General features: G+C 48.3%; 10 protein-coding genes. 6 read left to right on the top strand and 4 right to left on the bottom strand.

The genetic code is table 11. From position 1 onward, the window contains the following. Positions 1-175: 175 nt before the first annotated feature. Positions 176-631 (top strand): response regulator, encoded by a 456-nt coding sequence (locus ABDW33_RS13540; protein ID WP_343690598.1) that lies wholly within the window; start codon positions 176-178, stop codon positions 629-631. Here ABDW33_RS13540 and tilS read toward each other — a convergent pair. Next, positions 624-1,958 (bottom strand): tRNA lysidine(34) synthetase TilS, encoded by a 1,335-nt coding sequence (gene tilS / locus ABDW33_RS13535; protein ID WP_343690597.1) that lies wholly within the window; start codon positions 1,956-1,958, stop codon positions 624-626. The genes ABDW33_RS13540 and tilS overlap by 8 nt on opposite strands. 189 nt (positions 1,959-2,147) lie before the next feature. Beyond that, positions 2,148-2,456 carry a tetratricopeptide repeat protein gene (locus ABDW33_RS13530; RefSeq protein WP_343690596.1) on the bottom strand — a complete coding sequence of 103 codons (309 nt, stop codon included), beginning with the start codon at positions 2,454-2,456 and terminating at the stop codon, positions 2,148-2,150. Between the two features lie 51 nt (positions 2,457-2,507). Here ABDW33_RS13530 and ABDW33_RS13525 point away from each other — a divergent pair, with 51 nt between their 5' ends. The 4 genes from ABDW33_RS13525 to ispE all read left to right on the top strand — a co-directional run bounded on the left by ABDW33_RS13525 (position 2,508) and on the right by ispE (position 5,867). After that, a complete protein-coding gene (locus ABDW33_RS13525) occupies positions 2,508-3,248 on the top strand; it encodes an electron transfer flavoprotein subunit beta/FixA family protein (protein ID WP_343690595.1) in 741 nt (246 codons plus the stop codon). A gap of 98 nt (positions 3,249-3,346) precedes the next feature. Continuing rightward, on the top strand, positions 3,347-4,315 hold the full coding sequence (locus ABDW33_RS13520; RefSeq protein WP_343690594.1) for an electron transfer flavoprotein subunit alpha/FixB family protein: 969 nt from the start codon (positions 3,347-3,349) through the stop codon (positions 4,313-4,315). Positions 4,316-4,454: 139 nt separating this feature from the next. Next, the gene (locus ABDW33_RS13515; RefSeq protein WP_343690593.1) at positions 4,455-5,054 is read left to right on the top strand and encodes a bifunctional nuclease domain-containing protein; all 600 of its coding nucleotides are present in this window, start codon (positions 4,455-4,457) and stop codon (positions 5,052-5,054) included. 18 nt (positions 5,055-5,072) lie between these two features. After that, positions 5,073-5,867, top strand: a complete 795-nt coding sequence (gene ispE / locus ABDW33_RS13510) for a 4-(cytidine 5'-diphospho)-2-C-methyl-D-erythritol kinase (protein ID WP_343690592.1) — start codon at positions 5,073-5,075, stop codon at positions 5,865-5,867. A 126-nt stretch (positions 5,868-5,993) separates the two neighbouring features. Here ispE and rplT read toward each other — a convergent pair whose 3' ends face one another. Next, on the bottom strand, positions 5,994-6,338 hold the full coding sequence (gene rplT / locus ABDW33_RS13505; RefSeq protein ID WP_072357586.1) for a 50S ribosomal protein L20: 345 nt from the start codon (positions 6,336-6,338) through the stop codon (positions 5,994-5,996). Positions 6,339-6,388: 50 nt separating this feature from the next. Continuing rightward, positions 6,389-6,586 carry a 50S ribosomal protein L35 gene (gene rpmI / locus ABDW33_RS13500; RefSeq protein WP_072357585.1) on the bottom strand — a complete coding sequence of 66 codons (198 nt, stop codon included), beginning with the start codon at positions 6,584-6,586 and terminating at the stop codon, positions 6,389-6,391. A gap of 435 nt (positions 6,587-7,021) precedes the next feature. Here rpmI and ABDW33_RS13495 point away from each other — a divergent pair, with 435 nt between their 5' ends. After that, positions 7,022-17,368: a T9SS type B sorting domain-containing protein gene (locus ABDW33_RS13495; protein WP_343690591.1), complete on the top strand. Its 10,347-nt coding sequence runs from the start codon at positions 7,022-7,024 to the stop codon at positions 17,366-17,368. Positions 17,369-17,445: the final 77 nt, after the last annotated feature.

Below are 17,445 nucleotides of genomic sequence, written 5' to 3'. Positions count from 1 at the left end.
CCTGAATTAAGGCTCCTGCCAAGCTAAATACGCCATCTGATGAAATCTGATACCACACGGATTGAGCAAGGAAGTAAATATCCCTACACTGCTATTGTGGATACAGAATCAATTAGTGGATTTTTTTCTACGGGAGTCCCTGTCATCACTTTTAAGGAATTGGTAGCAATCAGGTATGGAAGACAAAAATGTGAAAATTTTACTGGCCGATGATGATCTGGAAGATCGCTTTATTATGCAGGACGCTTTTAATGCCATCAATCTGCCCGACGTGCCCTTACTTGTGGAAGACGGAGAGAAAGTACTACAGCATATGGAACAGATTTCTCTGGATGCAGGTACCCTGCCTTCCCTGATCGTTCTCGACCTTAACATGCCCAGGATGAGCGGTACAGAAACTTTACGTGAACTTAAAAACATTCCTGAATACCAGCATATCCCGGTTATCATCTTTTCTTCCTCCATGAACGTAATGGAAATGCATGAATGCCGTCAGCTTGGTGCCCTCTCCTATATGGTAAAGCCATTTACTTACGAGGAATACCTCGTGTCAGCACAGCATTTTTATGACTTCTGCCTGAAGAAACATTCATTTCCGGAGCTCAGCAGCCTTATCCAGAACTTTAAATAGGCTGCCACTCCAGTACCAGCATATTATTGGTATTTGAAGTGATCCTGCATCTGTCATCTATCCGCATCCCTATGATCCAGACTATCCGTTTAGCTGATTCCAGTACCCAGATATTCTCCTTCTGTAACAGCGATAATTTTTGATCAATAAAGAAGCGACTCAGCTTTTTCTTCTTACGCATGCCCAGCGGATAGAAATAATCTCCCTGCTTCCAGCGGCGCATAAGCAATGGAAACTGTAAGGTGTCCAGATCCAGACAAGCCATCAACGGAGACGTGGAAATGGTTGCACCTTCACTGCTACGGATTTTTAATTTCAGCGTTCCTCCTTTCACGGGCACGACGCCTGTTTCCTTTTCAATCACGATCAGGGGCGCTTCCGGCGCTTCCAAAGGGGTAATGAGCAGCCAGACCCTGTCGCGGATAATACGGTGGGTAGTGGTTTCTACAAGTCTGCCCGGCTCTGATTGCAAAAGATCAATGACTTGCGACAACTGTGCAGGACTACAACCAAAATCTCTGAAGATTTCCCAGGCCAGGGTTTGCAGCGGTGTCGCCTTTTGTAGTTTTAATACAGGCACGCGGTAATTAGTCCCTGATTGAAAGAGGAGGCGCTTCTTATGCCGCTGTACTGATTCAAGATATAATTGTTCTGCCTCCCTGAAACGCTCAATACTGGCTGCCATCTGGGGTACAACAGCCGGGTAAGTTTCCTGGATCACAGGAATTACTTTATGCCGGAAAAAATTACGTGTATATTTTACAGTTAGATTAGAACTGTCTTCTACAAACCCCCACCCATTTGCCGCCGCCAATGCTAACAGATCTTCTTTCTGTGCAAAAAGCAGGGGACGGATCAGGTGCTGCTGACGAGGCAGGATACCGTGCAGACCTGCTATACCGGTACCTTTTGAAAAGTTCATCAGTACTGTTTCAACATTGTCCTGCATGTGGTGTGCGGTGGCGAGAAAAGTATATCCCTCTTCAATACGTGTTTTTTCCAGCCACGCATAACGCAGTTCACGTGCGGCCACCTGGATGGATACACGTTTGTCACTGGCATAGGCTTCCGTATCAAACCGGATGGTATAAAGTGGCAGCCCCAGTTCATTGGCCAGTGCTGTCACGAATGTTTCGTCCCTTACCGATTCGGCACCCCTCAGCTGAAAGTTACAATGTGCAATGCCACAGTCTATGCCTGCTGTCTTGTAAAGGTGTGCCATTACCACTGAGTCAACACCTCCACTTACTGCCAGCAGAATCCTATCGCCCGGGTGGTACAATTTCTCTGCTGCGATATATGTTTTAAACCTATTGATTAGCTCCATAATATTCATTCGATTGTTATTCTGTTACAGACGACCCTTTGTTGCTGCAGGCATGTGCTGGTCAACTGCGCCATAGATCCGATGGTGCCGTTATTGCTGGTTTACGACAGGCATTATAGCGGGATGCATATCCGTCAGCTATCATAACCAGATGATTCGTTACTACCGGCCAATTAACCCGTCAGTATCCTATAGTAAATCGTCCAGTGCCATCTGCAGCTCATTGTAGGCGTGCCTGTTATTCTCCGCCTTCGCCATCTCCATCCCTTTTTCGTAAACTGCAATCGCTTCCTGCTCCGCTCCTGCCCTCTCCAGCAATTTACCGAGATGATAATAAGAACCTACATACCCGGGCTCATTTGCCAGCAGTTCTTCAAACTGTTGCCGGGCATCACTATCGTTCCCTATTTTGATATACTCCAGTGCCAATGCATGCTTCAGGAAGCTATCATCAGGTGTCTGTTTCAAAAATTCTTTTATACTGGCTATCCTATCCATTATTTAAATATATTTGCTCATACCGCTTTTTTTCATAAAACAGTTAAGGCCATGAAGATATTAGTATGTATCAGTAAAACTCCGGACACGACTGCAAAAATAGCTTTCACAGACAACAACACGAAATTCAATGAGGCAGGCGTACAATTCATCATTAATCCCTACGATGAATGGTATGCCCTGGTCAGGGCGTTGGAATTAAAAGAAACCCTCAACGCTACTGTACACCTCATTACCGTGGGTGGTGCCGATACAGAGCCCATTATCCGTAAAGCCCTTGCATTAGGAGGCGATGAAGCTTTCAGAGTGAACACAGATAGTCCCGACAGTTATTTCATTGCTGCGCAGATTGCAGCCCACGCCAGACAGCAGGGTTATGACCTGATTCTGACCGGAAAGGAAACCATCGATTACAATGGCGCTGCCATAGGCGGAATGGTAGCCGAGCTACTGGATCTGCCCTACGTATCCATTGCTGCAAAGCTGGACCTGAACGGCAATACAGCCACCATCAACCGGGAAATTGAAGGTGGAGAAGAAGTGGTTACCGTAGACCTGCCGGTAGTCGTATCCTGCCAGAAAGGTATGGCTGAAGCCCGCATCCCTAATATGCGTGGTATTATGGCAGCAAGAACCAAGCCACTGGCGGTAATAGAACCTGCTCCTGCCGATACGCTGACCACTATTGCAAGTTTTGAGCTGCCACCCGCCAAAGCAGGCGTAAAAATGATTAGCCCTGACAATGTGGAAGAGCTGGTAAAACTATTGCACGAGGAAGCAAAAGTCATTTAAGTTAACCGGTTTTTACTGAGTTCCCCGTTAAGAAAGTCATTCCACAACAGGCCCCAGGCCTGCGCACATTATTCAACAATCTAAACAGCCCAATCAATATGTCAGTTCTCATATTTGCAGATCAGGCCCAGGGAAAGATAAAAAAAGCGGCTTTTGAAGCGATTCAATATGGTGCTAAGGTAGCCCAACAATTCAATACAACTGCGACCGTACTGGTGCTGGGAGATGTACCGGAAAGTGAGTTGACTGCACTGGGTAACTACGGTGCAGGCAAGGTACTGCACGCTGCCGATGCACGTCTCAATGAGACCGAGGGCACAGTGTTCACCAGGATCATAGCAGCTGCTGCAGAACAGGAAGGAGCAGATGTAATTGTATTCCCGCATAACTTCGATGGCAAAGCCATCGCACCCAGAGTAGCCGCCCGCCTGAAGGCAGGTTTCGTTTCCGGCGTAGTTTCTTATCCTGATACCAGCAACGGATTTGTGGTAAAGAAAAGCGTGTTCTCTGGCAAGGCATTTGCCAACATTAATATCACAGCTGCTAAAAAGGTAATAGCAGTAATGCCAAATACCTTTGCAGTAGAAAAATCCTCCAATACAGCCACAGTTACTGCCTTCCCAACATCCGTCAACGATGCTGATTTCAAAGTGAAGGTAAGTAAGGTGGAAACCGTAAGTGGCGAAATTCCGCTTACAGAAGCAGAGATTGTAGTGAGCGGTGGCCGTGGTCTGAAAGGCCCTGAAAACTGGGGCCTGGTAGAAGACCTGGCAAAAGAACTCGGCGCCGGAACAGCCTGTTCAAGACCAGTGGCAGATGCCGGATGGCGACCACACCATGAACATGTGGGACAGACCGGATTGACCGTGCGGCCCAATCTGTATATCGCAATCGGCATATCGGGTGCCATACAACATCTGGCAGGTGTAAATGGCAGTAAGGTGATCGTAGTCATCAACAAAGACCCCGAAGCACCATTTTTCAAGGCTGCTGATTACGGTATTGTAGGTGATGCCTTTGAAGTTGTACCAAAGTTGACAGCCGCTGTGAAGGCATTAAAAGGATAAAATTAGCATCTGAAAATTAGCTACTGTCTTCAGCAGCAGCTAATTTTCAGGTTTTTGAAGCATTACGTAATTTTTAGATAAGGAATATTTTTTCTAACTTCACGACTTATAAAATATTCAGCGACAACGCAGGACAGATATGAGAAAAATAGAACTGGAAATAGTTGCCCTTTCGCACAGCATTACACAAACACATTCATACGCCGTCGTTTTGGGGGAAGTGAACGGTTTGCGCAGATTACCTATTGTAATAGGTGGATTCGAAGCACAGGCCATTGCTGTAGCGCTTGAAAAAATGCAACCCAGCCGCCCACTGACACACGATCTGATGAAGAACTTTATGAATGCATTCAACATTGAATTACACGAAGTCGTCATCAGTAATTTGCAGGAAGGCATTTTTTATTCAAAACTCGTCTGCTACAGTAACGATGAAACCATTGAGATAGACTCACGTACTTCCGATGCACTGGCCCTGGCAGTACGTTTTGGTTGTCCCATCTTCACTTACGAAAATATCCTGAACAGCGCCGGTATCTTACTCGATGACCCCGCCGGCAAGAAAGGCTTAAAACCTGTCACACCGACTATTTCAGAACACGAAAAAGGCGCAGAGGATGATCTGAAAGTCCTAAACCTCGATGAGCTTACTCAATTGCTACAGGAAGTATTGGAACAGGAAGATTATATCCGGGCAATCGCAATACGCGATGAGATCAATAGCCGGAAAAGCAAATAATTCATACCCTTTTTCCGCATGATCGTTTTTCCAAATTGCAAAATAAATCTCGGTCTGCATATTATCCGCAAGCGTGCGGATGGTTTTCACGACCTGGAAACGGTGTTCTATCCCCTGCAGCTGACAGATGCACTGGAGGTGTTGAGCCCGGGAACCTTACAGTTTACTGCTAGTGGTATTCCTATACCAGGTGCTGCCGGAGAGAACTTATGCCTGAAAGCCTGGCATTTGCTCAAAAAAGATTTTCCTTCCATCGCTGAAGTAGATATTCACTTGCACAAACATATCCCTATCGGCGCCGGACTCGGTGGTGGCTCAGCAGATGCAGCATTTATGCTGATGCATCTGAATCAGCGGTTCCAGTTGGAACTCACCACTGAAAAGCTGGTAGAATATGCCGCCATGCTGGGAAGTGACTGTCCGTTTTTCGTGGTGAACAAACCCTGTTACGCCACCGGGCGTGGCGAAGTGATGGAACCCATACAACTGGATCTGAAAAATTACACCATTAATCTGGTCTACCCGAACATACATGTAAATACCGGATGGGCGTTTAAACAATTGACGCCCAAAGAACCGGAAGTTTCCCTGAAAGAGGTAATTAAACAGCCGCCAGAGGAATGGAAAGCGTTGATGAAAAATGATTTTGAAACTCCGATTTTCGAAGCACATCCTGAATTAGCAACAATAAAAGAAAATATGTACAATCAGGGTGCACTATATGCTACAATGAGTGGAAGCGGTTCGGCAATGGTAGGCATCTTCCCCAAAGGAATTACATTCAAAACAGATTACACATCATTTATGATATAAAAAAAAGCGCTTTCGCCTGCTGGCAGAAGCGCTTTTCTATATTGGACATATAACCTGAACCATATAAAATAACAAAGCCGGTGTCATAACAACACCGGCTCTATTTTTATCCTTGGAGGCTTCCGCTTATTTAACGGTTGCTACGAGCTTCTTGAAAGTCTCAGGCTCATTCATAGCCAGATCAGCCAATACCTTTCTATTCAGATCAATATTTTTAACTGACAGCTTGTGGATGAACTCAGAATAGGTGATACCTTCTGCACGAACTGCTGCGTTGATACGCGCAATCCACAACTGACGGTAGTTTCTCTTCTTTAATTTGCGGCCTACATAGCTATATGTAAGACCTTTCTCCAATACGTTTTTGGCTACTGTATAAACATTCTTACGTTTACCGTAGAAACCCTTGGCCTGCTTTAAAATTTTCTTCCTGCGGGCTCTGGAAGCAACTGCATTTACTGAACGAGGCATTTTGTGCTCTTTTTTCCGTTTTAGTTAAATAATAATTTCTAAACTACCGACTATCTGAGTGCGAGCATTCTCTTAACCAGATCCAGGTTAGCTGAACTAACCAGGCTGCTGCCTCTCAGGTGGCGTTTTCTTTTGGTAGCTTTCTTGGTCAACAAGTGACTTTTGAAGGCATTATACCGCTTAATCTGTCCGCTCCCGGTTACCTTGAAGGTCTTCTTAGCCCGGGAATGAGTCTTTACTTTGGGCATCTTACATCAAATTTGGTCTGCAAAGGTAGATAATTATTTCATACTTCGAACGTCAAATATGTTTTTTTTATTCACGGATCGCAGATGTGGATAACTTTTCTCCCCAAATGTAAAAAAAAATTTGGCCCCATTAAGTATCTGAAAATCAAAATTCCTCTACCCTATTACTTCCATTTCTGCTTTTATTTCTTAAGTTATAAGTAATACACATTTTTTGTATTTACTATATTAATCTTAATTTTAATTTCAAAATAGTATTATTTAAAGCCATATCGTAAAACTTAACCAGGCCTATGAAAGCACTTTACACTTCATGGATCGCCTACTCCGTAAGGAGTTGGTTGCTTTTTCACCCTCAAAAATACGAAAGACCGCAAAGAGCGCCCGATTGTTAATCCAGCCCTCTCTGATAGTTTTTTCCCAAAATAATTGAAGATGAAAAAGATTCTAATCCTATTATATAGCTGTTTGTTCCTCGTGATGGGTATAGCACGAGCGCAATCAGTCTATTTCAACATACCGGATACGGTATGTATGTCCACTAATAATAGTACTGCGGATCAGGCCAAATTTGTTAGTATGAACGCCCTCCTGTCAAGTAACCAGATAGGAAAGGCCAACTGGACCATCACGACGCCAAGTGGCTCAGATGCAGATTATACAATCCTGTACTCTGATGTCAACTCCACCGTCAAGGCAACCCAGCTGACAGGTACCCAGGCCCTGACCATCCAGTTCCTCACACCCGGTACCTACACTTTTACCGTCGTCATGAGAAGGAACAACGGAGCCGACATCACACGAACCAAAACAATCGTGGCTGTCAACTGTACCATCCAGACCTGTAGTGGCGGTAATGCTGAAATGCCCGGTTTCTCGGAGAACTTCGGTACCCTGCCAGCCAATGCAACCAGGAAAGCATACTCTCCCGCGTCCGCTATTACATATATCTATCAGGGCACCGGTGACCTGAATGATAACTATTATGCCATATCCAATACCACCCAGCTGAGACCCGAATGGGTAAATGCAATGGACCACAGCGGTCTTACACGCGGTGGTATGCTGGTTGCGAACTCCGATTATACGCCTAGTATCTTCTTCCAGAAAGAAGTAAATGGCCTCTGCCGTGGTTCAGTTTATAACTTCAGCGCATGGCTGCTCAACACCGACTCTTCCTCTGTATTAAACAACAACTGTGTAAACGGTTATAAATATGCAGGGGTCACCTTCCAGATCCTCAACGCAGCAAACACCAGCCAGATACTCGCAGAGTTTAAAACCTATGCGGTATCCATGAATATCCGGAAAACACAATGGCAAAGGTATGGTGGCTCTTTCACCGTACCTTCCGGTGTTACAGACGTTATTGTAAGAATTAAAAATAACTTTGATGGTGGCTGTGGTAACGATATCGCTGTCGATGATATCGAATTCCAGTATTGTAGCCCCGTCATTACGGCACAGATTGAAGGCCAGGCCGATAACCTGAAAGAAGTATTGTGTGAAGGCGCCCCCACCGTGATCACTTCTACCTACACACCCGCCACCTACTTTACCAATCCGGAATACCAATGGGAAATGTCCGATGATGGCGGCGTTACCTGGTTCAACGTGCCTTATGGTACCGCCAATAACGATACCCTCATCATTGCTGAAGGCGAACTGACGGCTACCAAAACGGAAGCCGCCGATTATTATTTTCGTGTAAGGATATACGAGAGCGGCAGCTCCTCTGAAACGTGTGCCTCCCCCTCCTCAGCGGTAAAAATCACTATCCTCCCAATGCCAACCCTCTATCTGACAAAGAGCCAGGTGTGTGAGGGCGCCGTCGTTGAACTGCAGGCTTCCGGTGGTTTTGATGAATTTAAATGGAGCGATACCAGTTACGTCGGCCCGAAAAGAACCATCACCCTGAAATCCGATACTACCATTACCGTATACGGTTATATATATTATGGTATCGATGGCGGCAAGACCTGCGTAGACTCCAATAGTGCCAGCATTAAAGTAGATGACAAACCTATCGTGGAAATCGCTGCTTCTCCAACCGCTATCTGCGTTGGCTCAAGAGTAACCTTCACAATAAACGACGCCCTGAACGTCGATTCTACCCATGGACATATATATTGGTATAAAGGTGCTGATTCTACCGGCGTCGAGATAACTGACGCCAGAGACCAGACCACGATGACTTACACGACCGCGACTATCGCCGATAGCGTGTTCTCTGTCGTCGTGAAAGTCGGCGAGTGTATTGTGCAGTCCGAACCATTCATCGTTGATCTCACTGCCATTCCCGCACCCCCTGCTGGTAAACATATCATCCACTGCGTGGATACCGATGGCTACACCTTCACTCCTGGCCGTACCCAGATTGCCGGTACGACAGGAACATGGTCTTACATAGGCGTGGAAGGCCCCGGTGTATCTGATCCAGCCAATGTAGACTTCTCTGACTACATCAACGGTAATATCAGAAACCCCGGCGCGACCTTCACCTTACAACACGCTGGTACCACCGTATACCTGCAGTATACTGTGAAAGCGACCAACAATGCTTCCTGTATCGGTTATGCATACGATACCCTGACATTGGTAGGAGGTGCTACCGCTGCTTACGCCGGCGCAGACACTATCCAGTGTGGTACTTCTAATGTATTCACCATGACCGCGAACGAGCCGAATACTGAAAATACCGGCATTTTCGCTGAAACAGGTACCTGGTCCGTTATTTCCAGCAATGCTACAAACGTAACCATCGATGATATCCATGCTTATAATACAACCGTTACAGTTACCCCGATCGGTACTGCTCAGGATGTAGTATTACAGTGGAGCATCGCAAACACCACTGGTTGTGCCACTACTTACGACACTGTTGTATTACACTACAATGCCGTACCTACCGTGACACTGAAACCTGTGACCGTTTGTAACACAGCTACTTCTTTCTCCCTGGATACCACCGCTACTACAGGCAATCCTTTATATTATAGTATCGCTGCCGCTGGCACCGGTGCAATGCCTGGATTCAGCCCGGTAGCCGAAACACCAATTACTACATGGCCAATCGCCGTAACCATTCCAGCTGGCGTGGCTGCAGGCACTTACAACTTCCTGCTCACCGTAAGAAATGATTATGGTGGTTGTACCAACACGATTCCATTCTCCGTGAATGTTGAATCCCCTTCTACTGCACCTACCGGTGTAACCGTTGGATCACCAAATATCTGTACCACCGGTTCTACAACGCTCACTGTCGTTGGCGGTGACCTCGGTAAAAACCCGGATGGCACCGACGCTGCTCAATGGGTATGGTATGCAGGCGGCTGCGGTACCGGCACTGCCATCGGTACCGGCCCTACTATCACCGTTACCGTTTCTGCGACTACTACGTTCTATGTAAGAGCTGAAGGTACCGGCCTGTGTGCAAATTCGACCTGTGCAAGTGGTACTGTTACCGTATATACAGCACCTGCTACATCCAATGCAGGTCCGGATCAGACCCATTGTAATGACTCCCTGTTCACAATGACAGCTAATGCTGCTACAGTGGGCGCAGGACAATGGACACTCACCGGTAAAGGCACAATTACTACACCTGCAAGCCCTACCACCACTGTATTCGTACTGGCAGGTGATACGGCTACCCTGACATGGACGATCACAAATGGTGCATGTACAACCGCAGACCAGGTTGTGCTGATCAACTACAAGCAACCAGTTCAGGCCGACGCTGGTCCGGATTCACTAAAGCAATGTGCTAACACGTCGTTTGTAATGACTGCTGCCGCTGCTTCTCCGGCTACTGCTACCGGCACCTGGTCATTCTTTACAGGTACCCAGGCTACCATCGCCGCTGCTGATCTGCATAATCCTGCAGCAACGATCACCCTACCAATTGGTGATACAGCTACCGCGATCTGGACTGTGACTAATGGAACCTGCTCTTCTCATGATTATATTAAGCTGTTCAACTATACGCAGCCTACAGCTACTTCTGCAGGTACTAATCAGCAACACTGTTCTGATAGCCTGTTTACGCTGACTGGTTCTGCTCCAATGACAGGTGCTACCGGCCATTGGTACCTACGCAGCGGTAATGCCACCATTACCTCACCTGCAAGTGCCACCACCACCGTTTTCGTACCTGCCGGTCAGACAGCCACATTCCGCTGGGTAATTACAAATGGCGTCTGCGCCGACTCAAGTGCAGTGACCCTGACCAATTACCTGCAACCAGTGACTGCCAACGCAGGCCTGGATTCAATTGTTCAGTGTAACAACGCTACCTTCACCATGGCAGCGACCGCACCTTCTCCTGCTACGGCTACCGGTACCTGGTCGCTGTACACAGGCAGCGCTGCATCCATCGCAGCTGCTGATATCCACAAGATCAATGCGGTGATCACATTGCCTGCCGGTGATACTGCTACTGCTATCTGGACCGTGACAAATGGTTTATGTGCTACGTCTGATAAAATCTTCCTGAAGAATTACCAGGCACCTGCTAAACCTAATGCCGGCGCCGACCAGGCACATTGTAACGACTCTATCTTCATCATTACCACCACCGCTCCGGCAGTTGGTATCGGTACCTGGACAGTGTCAAAACCAACGGCTACCATCATCAGCCAGAGTAGCACCGGTGCTACCATCAGGGTACCAGCCGGCGACAGCGTACTCGCTATCTTCACTGTTGTAAATGGAACCTGTTCTGCAGCTGACACCGTGAAACTGCTGAACTATCGCCAACCAGCCGATGCAAACGCCGGTCCGGACCAACACCATTGTAATGATGCGAACTTTACTATGGCTGCCAATGCTCCAAACGTAACAGGCGCTATCGGTACATGGACCAAACCAACCGGTTCTACCGCAACTATCACCAGCATCAATAGTCCAACCACTGCTGTAACCATCCCTGTGGGTGATAGCAGCATGCTGTTCTGGACAATCACAAACGGTACATGTACTGACACAGACACGGTATGGATCGTGAACAACAATCCACCAGCTGCCGCCAATGCAGGTCCGGATACTATGAAACAATGTAACACCGCTGCCTTCGTCATGACGGCGAATGCACCTTCTGTAGCTGGTGCCACCGGTTACTGGAGCGTGGTGTCTCCAGCCTCTTATACCATCTCCGCTGCTCAGCTGAATAACCCGACAGCTACCTTCAACGTAACTGCCGGTCAGACTGTAGTGCTGACATGGACGATTACCAACCTGGGTTGTACCACTTCTGACAACATTGTGCTGATCAACTACGAACAGCCAACTGCCGTTAGCGCCGGTGCGGACCAGACCAAGTGTGCAGGTACTGCATTTGTAATGACCGCTTCTGCTGTCACTATTCCTGGAGCTGTCGGTACATGGCGTGTGGCAAGCGGTAACGCTACCATCACTGCTGGCGAAGAGCATAATACAAACGCGCACATTACTATTCCAAACGGCCAGTCTGCCGTATTACATTGGGTAGTAACAAACGGTGTATGCGCTGACTCTGCCGCAGTTACCCTTACTAACCTCCTCACACCTTCTGCGGCCAATGCAGGTCCGGATGCCAGACATTGTAATGATAGTCTGTTCGTGATGGCTGCCAATGCACCTGACGTAGCCGGTGCAACCGGTACATGGTCTTTCGTTGGTACCACTACAGCTACTATCAGCAATGTAAACGACCCAGCAGCTACCATCACCGTACATGCCGGCGACAGTATCCGCGTTGCCTGGACCATCACCAATGGTACATGTCCTACCACCGATACAGTTACCCTGGTAAACTATATGGCACCAACTGCCGCTGCTTTACCGGCTGATATGCAACAGTGTATGACCACTACGTTCCCTGTTACAGCGAACGCGCCGGATGTACCTAATGCAGTTGGCTCATGGGCGGTTATAAAAGGTAACGCGACCTATCCTGCTGCTGATTTACACAATACCAGCACCACGTTCTCTGTGCCTAACGGTGACAGCGCTTATGTGACCTGGACGATTACTAATGGATTGTGTCTCAGCATAGATACGATCAGGTTATATAACTACCAGCAACCTGTAGCTGCTAATGCCGGTCCGGATTCAATCCGCCAGTGTAACACTGCTACCTTTACCATGCAGGCTACGGCCGCATCTCCTGCTACCGCTGTAGGTAAATGGTCACTGTACCCTGGTAGTGCAGCCAGCTTCAACCCTGCTGATTCTACGAAGCCGAATGCAGTATTTGCGCTGCCTGCCGGAGATACCGCCACTGCTATCTGGACTGTATCAAATGGTGTCTGCTTCTCTTCTGACAAAGTATTGTTGATCAACAGTGCAATGCCAGACCAGGCAAACGCAGGCGTGGACTCCATCCGTCAGTGTAATACCACCACCTTCACAATGGCGGCTAATACGCCTACTGTTACAGGTGCGACCGGCAAATGGACGCTCTCCAATACCCGCGCAACCATGGCGCCTGCTGATACCAGCAACCCTGCTGCTGTGATCACAGTGCCTGTAGGCGACAGTGTAATAGCTACCTGGACAATCACCAACGGTGCATGTTCTACTACTGATAATATCAAACTGGTGAACTACGCGCAGCCAACCGCTGCCAACGCAGGCCCTGACCAGTACAAGTGCGCTACCCCGGCATTTACAATGGCGGCTAACACACCTTCTGTTTCAGGTGCGACCGGTACCTGGTCCCTGCCAACCGGTTCGACCGCTACCATCTCAGCCGCTGACATTCACAAACCAAATGCAGTGATCACTGTACCGGTAGGTGACAGTGTGATAGCTACATGGACCATCACAAATGGTGTATGTACATCCAGCAGCACTGTGAAACTGGTAGATAATGCAATGCCGAATACGGCCAATGCTGGTCCGGCCCAGACACATTGTAACGACAGCGCCTTTACCATGGCTGCCAATGCGCCATCTGTTACGGGAGCTGTGGGAACATGGTCCTTCTACACCGGCACCAAAGCCACCATTGCTGCGGCTGATATCCACAACCCTGCTGCCAGGATCTTCGTATCAGCCGGTGATACTGCTACTGCCATCTGGACAATCGCGAACAACGCCTGTATGACCAGCAGCACCGTGCTGTTGACTAATAATAAAATGCCTGAAGCTGCTAATGCAGGTCCTGATCAGACGCATTGTAATGATTCGCTCTTCCACATGGCCGCAACGCCTGGAGCAATCGCGACTTCTGTTGGCTCCTGGACTGTCATCAGCGGTACTGCCACGATCGCAGCGGCTGACCTTCATAATCCAACCGCAAGTGTGATCGTATTCGCAGGTACTTCTGCTACCCTGCAATGGACCCTGACCAATGGTACATGTACCGGTACACCAGCTACCGTAACATTGACTAACCTGGGGCCGGTAATTGGTAACACCATCTCCGCCGATCAGACACTTTGTGCAACTGAAACTCCGGCAGCTCTCACGGGTACTTTAACTCTGGGTGGTGGTAACGGTACCTTCACTTACCAGTGGCAGATGAGTACCACCAGTGCTACCACCGGATTCGCGAACGTCATCACAGGTACAGGTGGCACCGCTGCTACTTACACACCTGCTGCGCTGACTGCCGATACGGTATGGTTCAGAAGAATTGTAACTTCCGGATCCTGCCTGAATGCCGTGAGCAACGTCGTGAAACTGAGAAGAATCACCACCAATCCCGTTGTTGTATCCGTTCCTGCATCCATCACCACCAATTGCGTGGCAGGCAGAGATTACACAACCCTCTTCGGTACACCGGTATTCAGTCACATGCCTTTCAGCAATGAAGCACTGACTGTTACCTACAGAGATGATACACAAACGCCTGATGCATGCCACACCATCATCATGCGTACCTGGACAGCCGTTGACCGTTGTGGTCTCACGACTTCCGCTCAGCAGACCATCACCGTTGTTGATACCACTGCACCTAAGTTCACCACTGCTGCTCCGGCAAATGTGACCGCAAGTTGTGACAACGTACCTGCTGCTGTAAACCTGACCGCTACCGACGATTGCGCAGGATCAATGACTATCACGCCGATCGAAACCCGCGTAGATATCCCTGGTCAGTGTACAAACAATTATTACCTGATCCGTAAATGGGTGGCCGTTGATAATTGTGGCAATGTGAGCGATACACTGAGACAGACCGTTACTGTAAAAGATACGACCGGTCCTGTGTTCACCGGTACCGCACCAGCCAACATCACTGTTGATTGTGATAAAGTACCTGCTGCCACTCCGCTCACTGCTACTGATAACTGTACTGCCGGTACTATCACCGTCAATCCGGTTGATACCCGCCAGTCTATATCCGGTGCTAAGTGTAGCAATACTTACCAGCTCACCCGTACATGGACCGCTACCGACGCCTGTGGTAACAGCACCATCCTGAAACAGGTCATTACCGTTGTTGACACCACCCGCCCTGTATTCAATACAGTCGTGGTGGCCGACACCACTGTAAACTGCGACGGTGTACCTGCTATCCCAACGATCACCGCTACAGACAACTGTACTGCCAGCGTGAAAGTATCAGTAGCACAAACCAAGGTATTCCTGAGCACTACCTGCTCAAACAACTACCGCCTCACCCGTACCTGGACCGCAACCGATGATTGTGGTAACGTGGCTACCATGAGGCAGGTAATTACTGTACAGGATACCACCAGACCCAAATTCACTATCACACCTCCGGCTGATACTACTGTAAGTTGTAGCGCGGTGCCTGCACCACCATCCAACCTGTCAGCGACAGACAACTGTAGCGCTGCCAGCAACGTGAAGATCAGCTACACCCAGACCCGTCAATCCATCACTGGTGCCTGCGCCAGCAACTATCAGCTGATCAGGGTCTGGACAGCGAAAGATGAATGTGGTAATACAAACACTGTTCGCCAGGTCATCACAGTGGTAGATACAACCAGACCGGTTATCGACCCGGCTCCGGCTGCTGTTACTGTAACCTGTGGTGGTACTATCCCTGCTGCTGCTACCCTGTATGCAACAGATAACTGCGACGTGAACTTCCCTAAGAAAGCGACCATGACCACAGATCCATTTACAGTGGACGCTTGTAATGGTTATACCATCACCAGAAGATGGAACGTAACCGACGCATGTGGTAATGCTGCCATCGAAAGAGTACAGGTCATCACAGTAGTCGCTTGTCCTAAACCACAACTGGATACAGCACTGCCTATGAACTGCTCTGACAATACGAAGTTTGCACTGCAGCTGAAAACGAAAGTCAGCAAACCAACATTTACATTACAGAGCGTATATCCTGCAGGTATAGTCACCACGCCTAAAACGCAGACCAGCAATGTGTTCGACCTGAATGGTGCAACACAGGCTACCTTCATCGTAACTGATGGCGTAACCGGTTGCGTATCTGATCCGGTCACTTACAACCTGCGATACGTAACCAAGCCAACTGTCAACCTGGGTAATGATACCGCTATCTGCCAGGGTAATTCAGTAACGCTGGATGCAGGTGCTGCCAATGCAACTGCCGGTTATACAATCAGATGGAATACAGGCGCGACTACCCAACAGATCACTGTATCTGCTGCCGGTACTTACTATGCAACTGTGACCAACAACGGCTGTTCTGCAACCGACAGCATCAGGGTAACGGTGAATACACCGCCAACTGTAAACATCCCTGATACCACCATCTGTGATGGCATGACCGTAAAACTAAATGCTTATGTACAGGGTGCTACTTACACCTGGAGCACCGGTGACACCGGCCCGTCTATCACTGTAAGTACCGCAGGTACCTATACCGTAGATGTAACACTGAAGGGCTGTACCGTAACCGACGATGCTACCGTAACAGTCTCTACTCCGCCAAACATTACCCTGACGCCGGATACTGAAATCTGTCCGAACGAATCAGTGATGCTGCAGGTAGAGCCAGACGGTGGTACCGTGAAATGGTTAGACGGTTCATTGACAAACTCCATCGTTGTCGCTAAACCAGGTAATTACTGGGTAACCGTTACCAAGGGTGGCTGCGTTGTAGCTGATACCGTAAGCGTGACCAACAAGGCGAACATCAACTTCGACCTGGGTCCGAACAAGGACATCTGCGCAGGCGGCCTGGTAGTACTGAATGCAACCAATCCTGATGTGATCTCCTACCTCTGGAATGATGGTACGACCGATCCGATCAAGGAAGTAAGCACACCAGGTACTTACACTGTGACCGTTCTTGACAGGTTCTGTAACCTGACTACAACAGATAGTGTGAAAGTAACTGTGGCTGGTATCGGAGATATCTCTCTGGGTAATGATACCACCATCTGTATCGGTCAGACCCTGACCCTGAAAGTAGATGCCGGCAGCGGCAACAGCATCAGGTGGCAGGATGGCGCTACCACTCCAACGTATGTGGTGACAGCGACCGGGTACTACACTGTTACTGTTTACAATAACTGCGGTACCGTAACCGATGATATCACTGTAACTTATAAAGCTTGTGAAGGCAAACCTCAATTCCCGAACGCTTTCACACCGAACGGCGACGGACACAATGATACCTTCAAACCAGTTGTAACCGGAACGATGTATGATTACGATCTGCGTATCTACAACCGTTGGGGTGAACTGATCTTCCTGAGTAAAGAATCCAAGACCGGATGGGATGGACGATACAAGGGAACACTGGTAGATGTGGGAACTTACGTGTGGATGTTGAGCTATAAGAAAATACTGGGTGGACCAGTAAATGTGGTGAAAGGTGAAGTGACCGTAATCAGATAAGAGAAGTGTAAAGTAGAAATAAAATAGGCTTAAAGGCGTCCCGGGATACCCACCGGGGCGCCTTCCTTTTTATACAC

It is taken from the genome of Chitinophaga sp. (assembly GCF_039596155.1).
Taxonomy (GTDB): Bacteria; Bacteroidota; Bacteroidia; order Chitinophagales; family Chitinophagaceae; genus Chitinophaga.
Note: the sequence above shows the minus strand (reverse complement) of the source record. Positions and strands in the feature narration are given on the sequence as shown.